Below are 1,035 nucleotides of genomic sequence, written 5' to 3'. Positions count from 1 at the left end.
GAGCCACTTGCCCAGGCGCAGATGCAGCGCACCGGCATACGCGGTGTCATGCACCGCCACGCCCGCCGCCCGGTAACGTGCCAGCACCTGCGGGTGCGGATGGCCGAAAGCATTGTGCCGGCTGCGCGTGATCAGCACGTGCTGCGGCCCGACCGCGTCGATGAAGGGCTGGCTGGAGGAACTGCGGCTGCCGTGGTGCGGAGCCAGCAGCCAGTGCGACGCCAGCGGGAAGCCCGATTGCACCAGCGCCTGTTCGGCCGCAGCATCGATGTCGCCGGTCAACAGCAAGCGTTCCCCCTCGGCCTCCACCTGCAAGACGCAGGAACGCGGGTTGCCTGGTGCCGCCTGCGGCCATTGCCACAACCTGAAGGTCACACCATCCCACTGCCAGCTGCGCCCGGACTCGCAGGCATCGGCAGCCAGGCTTCGCGCGAGACGCGCCGGCTCGCCACTGATGACCCGCGCCACCGGCATGCCAGCCGCCACGGCCGCCGCCCCACCGGCATGATCGTTGTCGGCGTGGCTGACCAGCAGCAGGTCGAGCCGCCGGAGGTTCAGCGCACGCAGCGACGGCAGGACGATACGTTCGCCGCTGTCGAAGTCGCCGAAGCGCGGCCCGGCGTCGTACAGCAGGCTGTGCTCGCGGGTCCGCACCAGAACCGACAAGCCCTGGCCGACATCCAGGACCCAGACGTCGGCCTGCCCGTCCTCGGGCCCTTGCGCCGGTACCAGCAGCGCGGGCAGCAGCAGCGCCAGCCCCGGCAAGCGCAGTGGCACACCGGCAGGCAGCAACAGCAACGCGGCACCCAGCGCCGCCAACGACCAGACCCACCACGGTAACTCGCTGGGCAGCCAGGCGGGCAACCAGCCGGCGATCAGGCCGAGCAGCGCGAAGAGCAGCTGCAATGCCCCGCCGGCCAGCCACAGCAAGCACTCGCCGAGCAGAGGCACCGGCAACAGCAGCGTACCGAACAGCGCCAGCGGCACCACCACCAGCCCTACCCAGGGCACGGCGAGCAGATTGGCCAGAGGCCC

At 70.9% G+C, this 1,035-nt stretch carries 1 protein-coding gene; it reads right to left on the bottom strand.

Translation table 11 applies throughout. The annotated features are described in order from the left end of the window. A partial coding sequence (locus J0A65_RS23995; protein ID WP_206596783.1) for a ComEC/Rec2 family competence protein occupies positions 1-1,035 on the bottom strand: 1,035 nt, incomplete at both ends.

The organism is Bowmanella yangjiangensis (assembly GCF_017255015.1).
Lineage (GTDB): Bacteria > Pseudomonadota > Gammaproteobacteria > Enterobacterales > Alteromonadaceae > Bowmanella > Bowmanella yangjiangensis.
This window is presented reverse-complemented; position numbering and strand designations above follow the sequence as displayed.